7 protein-coding genes are annotated in these 7,816 nt (G+C 74.4%); 1 reads left to right on the forward strand and 6 read right to left on the reverse strand.

Going from position 1 to position 7,816, the window contains the following annotated elements:
- Positions 1 to 229 precede the first annotated feature (229 nt).
- The 6 genes from GCU69_RS09005 to GCU69_RS09030 form a co-directional block, all read right to left on the reverse strand.
- Complete coding sequence (locus tag GCU69_RS09005; protein ID WP_156205604.1) at positions 230 to 2,641, reverse strand: heavy metal translocating P-type ATPase; 2,412 nt, start codon at positions 2,639 to 2,641, stop codon at positions 230 to 232.
- Positions 2,642 to 2,723: 82 nt separating this feature from the next.
- A complete protein-coding gene (locus tag GCU69_RS09010; protein ID WP_098751976.1) occupies positions 2,724 to 2,972 on the reverse strand; it encodes a heavy-metal-associated domain-containing protein in 249 nt (82 codons plus the stop codon).
- A 185-nt stretch (positions 2,973 to 3,157) separates the two neighbouring features.
- Complete coding sequence (locus tag GCU69_RS09015; protein WP_098751975.1) at positions 3,158 to 3,358, reverse strand: helix-turn-helix transcriptional regulator; 201 nt, start codon at positions 3,356 to 3,358, stop codon at positions 3,158 to 3,160.
- A 194-nt stretch (positions 3,359 to 3,552) separates the two neighbouring features.
- On the reverse strand, positions 3,553 to 4,638 hold the full coding sequence (locus GCU69_RS09020; protein ID WP_156205605.1) for a Gfo/Idh/MocA family protein: 1,086 nt from the start codon (positions 4,636 to 4,638) through the stop codon (positions 3,553 to 3,555).
- A 132-nt stretch (positions 4,639 to 4,770) separates the two neighbouring features.
- Positions 4,771 to 5,793 carry a Gfo/Idh/MocA family protein gene (locus GCU69_RS09025; protein ID WP_156205606.1) on the reverse strand — a complete coding sequence of 341 codons (1,023 nt, stop codon included), beginning with the start codon at positions 5,791 to 5,793 and terminating at the stop codon, positions 4,771 to 4,773.
- Positions 5,794 to 5,994: 201 nt separating this feature from the next.
- The gene (locus GCU69_RS09030) at positions 5,995 to 6,948 is read right to left on the reverse strand and encodes a sugar phosphate isomerase/epimerase family protein (RefSeq protein WP_156205607.1); all 954 of its coding nucleotides are present in this window, start codon (positions 6,946 to 6,948) and stop codon (positions 5,995 to 5,997) included.
- Between the two features lie 279 nt (positions 6,949 to 7,227).
- Here GCU69_RS09030 and GCU69_RS09035 point away from each other — a divergent pair.
- On the forward strand, positions 7,228 to 7,816 hold a 589-nt coding region (locus tag GCU69_RS09035), incomplete at its 3' end, for a PfkB family carbohydrate kinase (protein WP_408055781.1).

Below are 7,816 nucleotides of genomic sequence, written 5' to 3' on the forward strand. Positions count from 1 at the left end.
GTGCTCTGCCGGGACGAGCGCGTACGGGAGGGCCGCTCAAAGCTCCCCGGGCACGCGCCCCGGCCACGCACGACCTGGTTCGTCCCCCAAGACGATCCCGGTCTGGCGGATGCTCCACCCCGCCGGAGGTGTTGCATCGCCCGGTTAGACTCGCGACCCCCCGAAATGGTTACCTGCCAATGAATGTGATCTGGGTCTCATGCCATATGGGGGCCAAGTCGGGCAAGACCTACGATTTGGAGATCGACTCATCCAGGTGAGGGTCTCGTGCAGCTGTTGGTGATTGTGTGAACGTCCGCAGCCTCAGGCTGTTGGTGACCACGAAGACCGACGAGAACGCCATCGCGGCCCCGGCGATCATCGGGCTCAGCAGCCCCGCGGCGGCGACGGGCAGCGCCGCCACGTTGTAGCCGAAGGCCCAGAACAGATTGCCCTTGATCGTACCCAGGGTGCGCCGGGACAGCCGGATCGCGTCCGCGGCGACCCGCAGATCACCCCGTACCAGCGTCAGGTCGCCCGCCTCGATCGCCGCGTCCGTGCCCGTGCCCATCGCCAGGCCCAGATCGGCCGTGGCCAGCGCGGCGGCGTCGTTGACCCCGTCCCCGACCATGGCGACCCGGCGGCCCTCCGCCCGGAGCCGCCGGACGACCGCGACCTTGTCCTCCGGCAGCACCTCGGCGATCACCTCGTCGATCCCGGTCTCCCGGGCCACCGACTCCGCCACGGCCCGGTTGTCGCCGGTGAGCAGGACCGGGGCCAGCCCCAGTGCGCGCAGCTCGGCGACCGCGGCCGCGCTGCCCTCCTTGACGGCGTCGGCGACCGTGAGCACCCCGCGCACCGCGCCGTCCCAGCCGACCACGACGGCCGTACGGCCCTCCGCCCCGGCCCTGTCCCGCACCGCCGTCCATTCCCCGGACGGGGCCCCGGCGCCGGGCAGCAGCCTCTCCCGGCCGACCAGCACCTCGTGCCCCTCCACGGTGCCGCGCACGCCGAGCCCGGGAACGTTCTCGAAGTCCTCGACGGGCGGCAGGGCGCCGGTGCGCGCGGCGGCGCCCTCGGCGACCGCCCGGGCGATCGGGTGCTCGGAGGCGTGCTCCACCGCGCCGGCCAGCCGCAGCAGCTCGTCCTCGCCGACGCCGGGCGCCGGGTGCACGCCGTGCAGGGTCATCCGGCCGGTGGTGACCGTGCCGGTCTTGTCGAGCAGGACGGTGTCGACCCGGCGCGTCGACTCCAGCACCTCCGGACCCTTGATCAGGATGCCGAGCTGGGCACCGCGCCCCGTGCCGACCATGAGCGCGGTCGGCGTGGCCAGCCCGAGGGCGCACGGGCAGGCGATGATCAGGACCGCCACGGCGGCCGTGAAGGCGGCGGTGGCGCCGCCGCCCGTGAGCAGCCAGCCGGCCAGGGTGCCGAGGGCGATCAGCAGTACCACCGGCACGAAGACCGCCGAGATCCGGTCCGCGAGCCGCTGCACCTCGGCCTTGCCGTTCTGCGCCTCCTCGACCAGCGCGGCCATCCGGGCCAGCCGGGTGTCGTCGCCGACCCGGGTGGCCTCGACGACGAGCCGGCCGCCCGCGTTGACCGTCGCACCGGTCACGCTGTCGCCCGGTGCGACGTCCACCGGCACCGATTCGCCGGTCAGCATGGAGACGTCGACGGCCGAGCTGCCCTCGACCACACGGCCGTCCGTGGCGATCTTCTCGCCGGGCCGTACGACGAAGCGCGTGCCGACGGCCAGCCTGCCGACCGGTACGCGCTCCTCCCGGCCGTCCGGGCCCAGCACCGCCACGTCCTTGGCGCCCAGCTCCATCAGGGCCCGCAGGGCGGCTCCGGCGCGGCGCTTGGAGCGCGCCTCCAGCCAGCGGCCGAGCAGGATGAACGTGGTGACCCCGGCGGCCACTTCCAGATAGAGCGCGGACGCGGCCTCCGCGCGGGACACCGAGAAGCTGAAGCCGTGCCGCATCCCGGGCATGCCCGCGTCGCCGAGGAACAGCGCCCACAGCGACCAGCCGAACGCGGCCAGGGTGCCGACCGAGACGAGCGTGTCCATGGTGGCCGCGCCGTGCCGGGCGTTCGTCAGCGCGGCGCGGTGGAAGGGCAGCGCGCCCCAGACCACGACCGGCGCGGCGAGGGTCAGCGAGAGCCACTGCCAGTTGTCGAACTGGAGCGCGGGGATCATCGCCATCAGCACGACCGGTACGGACAGCGCGGCCGACACCAGCAGGCGCTGCCGCAGCGCGTCCGGCTCGCCGTCCCCGCCGCCGTCCCCGCCCTCGTGTCCGTGGCCCTCTCCGGCACCGGACTCCGCGCCGGCCGGTGCGGCGCCGGTCGCGGTCTCCGGGGCCGGGCGCGGCGGGGGCTTGCGCTCGGCGGTGTAGCCGGTGCGTTCGACCGTGGCGATCAGGTCCTCCACGGCCACCGCGCCGCCGAACGCGACCTTGGCCTTCTCGGTGGCGAAGTTGACGGTGGCGCTGACCCCGTCCATGCGGTTGAGCTTCTTCTCGACGCGTGCCGCGCAGGAGGCGCAGGTCATCCCGCCGATCAGCAGTTCGACCTGTTCCTCGCCGCCGGTGTCCCCGCCGGGACCGGTGTCCCGGCCGGAACCGGCGGTGGCCGCGGTCTCCGGGGCCGTGCTGGTCATCTCGGAACTCCTCGGGGGAGGGCCGGGCCGCCGCGGCGCCCTGTCGGCGGAGCGGCGGTCCCGGCGGGGTGTGCCGGGAGGGTCAGGCCCGGCCGGTGAGCTCGTATCCGGCCTCGTCCACGGCGGCGCGTACGGCTTCCTCGTCCAGCGCGGCCGCGGAGGTGACGGTGACCAGCCCGGCGGCGGCCTCGGCCTTGACGGAGCTGACGCCGTCGAGGGCGGACAGCTCCTCGGAGACCGCCTTCTCGCAGTGGCCACAGGTCATGCCCGTGACCCGGTAGGTGGTGGTGACGCCGCCGGTGGCGGTCTCGGTGCGTGCTTCGGCGCTCATGCCGGCTCTCCTCTGCGGGGCGTACGGGTGTTCTGGTGACCAGGGTGCACCGGAACACTTCCGATGCTTGCTGCTACTGGAGAGTCTATACCCCTTAGGGGTATGGGCGGCGCGGGGGGCGGACACACGTGCGCCCCGGCCTCCAGGGGGGAGGCCGGGGCGTGTCCGGTGCGGGTGCCCGGTGTTCAGTGCGGCCCGCGGCTGCGGTTCCGCGGGCGGGCGGCGACCCAGGCGCGCACGGTGTCGGCGAACCAGTAGGGCCGGCCTCCCTCCACGCGGTCGGGCGGCGGCAGCAGTCCGTGCTTCCGGTAGGAGCGGACGGTGTCGGTCCGCACGCTGATGTGCGCGGCGATCTCCTTGTACGACCACAGCCTCCGGTCAGTCATGCATGCCCTTCCCCGCGGGCGCGGCGGCGCGGCTCGTCGGGCCGGCGGGGGATCCGCACGGGCCCGCTGTGATGTGACACCCGGGCCAACGAGACCGGGACGGCCGGGTCAGGGTCTGTCGAAGGGCTGTTACGGGACGCCCGGGAAACCGTGACAGTCTGCGCCGCCCGGAACCGGACCGCACGCCCCGGGTTTCACTCCCCGCCCGCGCTCCCGCCCGCGCCCCCGTTCCCGCCCGGGATCCCCTCTCCGTCCGGGATCCCGTCCCCGCCCGCGTACGACTCCGCGAACTCGTCGAGGCGTACCGGGCGCCGCCGCGCGCGGGACAGTTCGCAGGCCTCCGCGACCAGCAGGGCGTGCAGTGCCTCCCGGCCCGAGCAGGGGTTCGGGGCCTCGCCGCGGGCCGCCCGGACGAAGGCCGCCAGCTCGGCGCGGTAGGCGGCGTCGAAGCGGTCCAGGAAACCGGTCCACGGGCTGCGCGGGGCGGCCGGGCCGCCCGGCTCCGCCGAACCGAACGGCGTACGGGCACCGAGGCCGACCACGAGCTGGTCGCGCTCCCCGGCCAGCTCCATGCGCACGTCGTAGCCCGCGCCGTTGTAGCGGGTCGCGGTGGCGGTGACGAGGGTGCCGTCGTCCAGCGTCAGCAGGGCGGCGGCGGTGTCCACGTCACCGGCCTCGCGGAAGAAGGCCGCACCGCCGTTCGCGCCGGTCGCGTACACCTCCGTGACCTCCCGGCCGGTCACCCAGCGCACCGCGTCGAAGTCGTGCACCAGGCAGTCCCGGACCAGCCCGCCCGACAGCGGCAAGAAGCCCGGCGGCGGGGGCGCCGGGTCCGAGGTGAGCGCCCGGATCGTGTGCAGCCGCCCGAGCCGGCCCGAGCGCACGGCCTCCCGCGCCGCCCGGTAACCGGCGTCGAACCTCCGCTGGAAACCCATCTGGAGCAGCGTCCCGGCCGCCTCGACCTCCTTCAGGGCGCGCACGGTCCCGGCCAGGTCGGTCGCGATCGGCTTCTCGCAGTAGGCGGGAAGCCCGGCGCGGGCCGCCCGGGTGATCAGCCCGGCGTGTGCGGCGGTCGCGGTGGCGATCACCACGGCGTCCACGCCCGCCGCGAAGAGCGCGTCCACCGACCCGGCCGCCGGCGCGCCGGTCCGGGCCGCCAGCCCGGCCGCCCGGGCGCCGTCCGCGTCCCCGACCACCACCTCGTCCACGCCCGGAGTCGAGATCAGGGCCTCCGCGTGGAAGGACCCGATCCGTCCGGCGCCCAGCAGTCCGATGCGCATGGCACGTCCCTTCGGTGAGGTGGTGGTGTGGAGCGCGGCGCACCCTGTGGGTCGCGGCGTGCGCCGGCCGCGCGGCGGACGGCTGTACCGCTGAACCGGCCGCCGCCCCGCAGCGCGCGGCGGCGTCCGGCCTCAGCGGTACAGCGCCGGCCGTTCGACCAGCTCGACCGGCACCCGTTCGCCCGTCGCCTGGGCGCGTACGCCCGCCTCGCAGGCCGCCGCGGCCGCGTAGCCGTCCCAGACGCTCGGGCCCTCGACGACGCCGCGCCGGCACGCGTCCACCCAGCGCTGCACCTCGCGGTCGTACGCGTCCTCGAACCGCACCACGAAGTCCTGCGCGATCTCGCCGCCCCAGCGGCCCGCCGCGTTCGTCACCATGGCGTGCCCGTCACCGACGCGGGCGCTGCCGGCGGAGCACACCGCCTCGCACCGCACCTGGTAGCCGAAGCCGCAATTGACGAAGATCTCCACGTCGACGACCGCGCCGCCGTCCGTCTCGAACAGCACGAGCTGCGGCTCGCCGACCCCGCCCGGACCGCTGCCGTCCGGAGCGGCCGGCCGGAGCACCCGCACCGCCGTGATCTCCTGGCCCAGCAGCCACCGCGTGGTGTCGATCTCGTGCACCACCGAGTCGCTGATCATCATCTGCTCGGTGAAGCCGGGGGACGGCGACACGTTGCGGTGCCGGCAGTGCAGCATCATCGGATGCCCCAGCTCCCGGGCGTCGAGCAGCGCCTTGAGCCGCAGAAACTCCGCGTCGTACCGGCGCATGAAGCCGACCTGCACGAGCCGGCGGCCGAGCCGCTGCTCCGCCTCCAGCACCCGCAGGGCCGAGCCGGCGTCCGGGGTGAGCGGCTTCTCGCAGAGCACGGGCAGGCCCAGCTCGAACGCCCGGAGCAGCTGCGCCTCGTGGACCGGTCCGGGCGAGGCGATCAGGACGGCGTCGACACCGGGGGCGGCCATGGCGGCGTCCGGGTCGGTGTGGGCGGTGCAGCCGTCGATGCCGTCGGCGAGCCGCTTGGCGCGCTCGGCGTCGGGGTCGGCGACGGCGGCGACGGCCGCCCCGTTGGTGATCTCGTGCAGCCGGCGTACGTGGTCGGCGCCCATGCGTCCGGTGCCGATGACGGCTACGCCGAGTGTTCCGTGCTCAGTCATGGGTTCCTCGTGGGTCGACGTTGTACCGGGCCGCGCGCCGGTGTGTTTCCCGTCCGCGGCCGCTCCCACTCCGCGGCGGGGCGGCCGGGTGACCGGGTGACCGGTGATCGGGTTGCCGGGAAGGGGCGCGCCGGGCGGCGCGGTGCCGGCGCCTTCCCCCGGGCGTCCTTCCTCCGTCCGCGGAGATCCGGAACGGCACTCCTACGCTCCGCAGCCGCGCAGGAAGCGCCGGGTCCGTTCCGCGATCGGGTAGGGCCGGTCCGGTTCGCAGGGATACATGTCCTGCTCGACGATCGCGAACAGGTCCACGCCCAGCCCCTGGGCCGCCGTCAGCACCGGCTCCAGCGCGGGCACCCCGCGCGGCGGTTCGCACATCACGCCGCGCGCCACGGCCGGGCCGAACGGCACCCCGTCCGCGACGACGTCCGCGAGGATGTCCGGATCGACCTGCTTGAGATGCAGATAGCCGATCCGTTCGCCGTAGGTCTCGATGAGCTTGACGCTGTCGCCGCCGCAGTAGGCGTAGTGCCCGGTGTCCAGGCAGAGCCCGACGGCCTCCGGGTCGGTGGCGTCGAGGAAGCGGGCGACGTTCTCCTCGCCGTCGATGTGGGTGTCGGCGTGCGGGTGGACGGCGATGCCGAGGCCGTACCGGTCGCGGACCTCGCGGCCGAGCCGCTCCATGCCGGTCGCCAGATGCCGCCACTGCTCGGCCGTCAGCTCGCGGTCCTCGATGATCTCGGCGGTCTTGTCGTCGCGCCAGAAGGACGGGATGACGACGAGGTGTTCCGCGCCCATGGCCCGGGTCAGCCCGGCCACCCGGGAGACATGTTCCCAGGTGGCGTCCCAGACGGCCGGCCCGCGGTGCAGGGAGGTGAAGACCGTGCCCGCGGACACCGACAAACCACGCCGGGAGACCTCGTCGCCGAGCCGGGCCGGGTCGGTGGGGAGATAGCCGTACGGGCCCAGCTCGATCCAGGAGTAGCCCGCCTCGGCCACCTCGTCGAGGAAGCGCTGCCAGGGCACCTGCCGGTCGTCGTCGGGGAACCACACGCCCCAGGAGTCGGGCGCCGACCCGATCCGGAGCCGGTCCAGGGCGGGCGGCGGGGGAGGGGCGGGGTGTTCGGGGCCGGCGTTCTCGGAGCTGGCGGCGGTCATGCGTGCGGCTCTCCTCTCGTGGGCCCCCGGGGCGGCCGTCGAGGGTGTCGCACCCGGCTGCCGGTGGGCAGGGGTGGGTGCGGGGCGGTTTCGGCCAGCTTCCTGCCCGGCTTCCGGAGGTGTCAAGACTTCGTCCTGACATAAGGACGTACAGTCAATGATGGGATTGTCAGGTCAGTATGTAAGGACAAACTATTGACAGTGCCGGACGGGCACGGCTAGACCTGGAGCCGAGGCGGAGCCGCCAGTCCCCGGCCAGCAGCGCACGAAGGGGTCCCCATGCCAGAACCGACGCGACCGACGGACCCGTACACACCGTACGAGACGGACCCGTGCACACCGTACGACCTGATCACCATGGGCCGGATCGGGGTGGACATCTACCCCCTGCAGACCGGAGTGCCGCTGTCGAAGGTGACCACCTTCGGGAAGTACCTCGGCGGCTCCGCCACCAACGTCGCCGTCGCCGCCGCCCGGCTCGGCCGCCGCGCCGCGGTCGTCAGCCGCACGGGCAACGACCCCTTCGGCGATTACGTCCACGACGCGCTGCGCGAGTTCGGCGTGGACGACCGCTGGGTGACCGGGGTGGACGGGCTGCCCACCCCGGTGACGTTCTGTGAGATCTTCCCGCCGGACGACTTCCCGCTCTACTTCTACCGGCAGCCCAAGGCGCCGGATCTGGAGATCGCCGCCGGCGAACTCGACCTGGACGCCGTCCGCGCCGCCCGCATCTTCTGGACGACCGGCACCGGGCTGTGCGAGGAGCCCAGCCGGAGCGCCACCCTGCACGCGCTCGCCGCCCGCTCCGAGGCCCGCGCCACCGGCCCGGCCGCGGCCCCCGGCGCGACCGGTCCCGCCCCGGCCCCCG

The sequence above is a fragment of the Streptomyces lycii genome, assembly GCF_009735685.1.
GTDB lineage: Bacteria > Actinomycetota > Actinomycetes > Streptomycetales > Streptomycetaceae > Streptomyces > Streptomyces lycii.

What these genes read in the sequence shown, in the direction of transcription:
- GCU69_RS09005 (WP_156205604.1), bottom strand. Translation starts at nt 2,641, where the DNA reads ATGACCAGCACGGCCCCGGAGACCGCGGCCACCGCCGGTTCCGGCCGG.
- GCU69_RS09010 (WP_098751976.1), bottom strand. Translation starts at nt 2,972, where the DNA reads ATGAGCGCCGAAGCACGCACCGAGACCGCCACCGGCGGCGTCACCACC.
- GCU69_RS09015 (WP_098751975.1), bottom strand. Translation starts at nt 3,358, where the DNA reads ATGACTGACCGGAGGCTGTGGTCGTACAAGGAGATCGCCGCGCACATC.
- GCU69_RS09020 (WP_156205605.1), bottom strand. Translation starts at nt 4,638, where the DNA reads ATGCGCATCGGACTGCTGGGCGCCGGACGGATCGGGTCCTTCCACGCG.
- GCU69_RS09025 (WP_156205606.1), bottom strand. Translation starts at nt 5,793, where the DNA reads ATGACTGAGCACGGAACACTCGGCGTAGCCGTCATCGGCACCGGACGC.
- GCU69_RS09030 (WP_156205607.1), bottom strand. Translation starts at nt 6,948, where the DNA reads ATGACCGCCGCCAGCTCCGAGAACGCCGGCCCCGAACACCCCGCCCCT.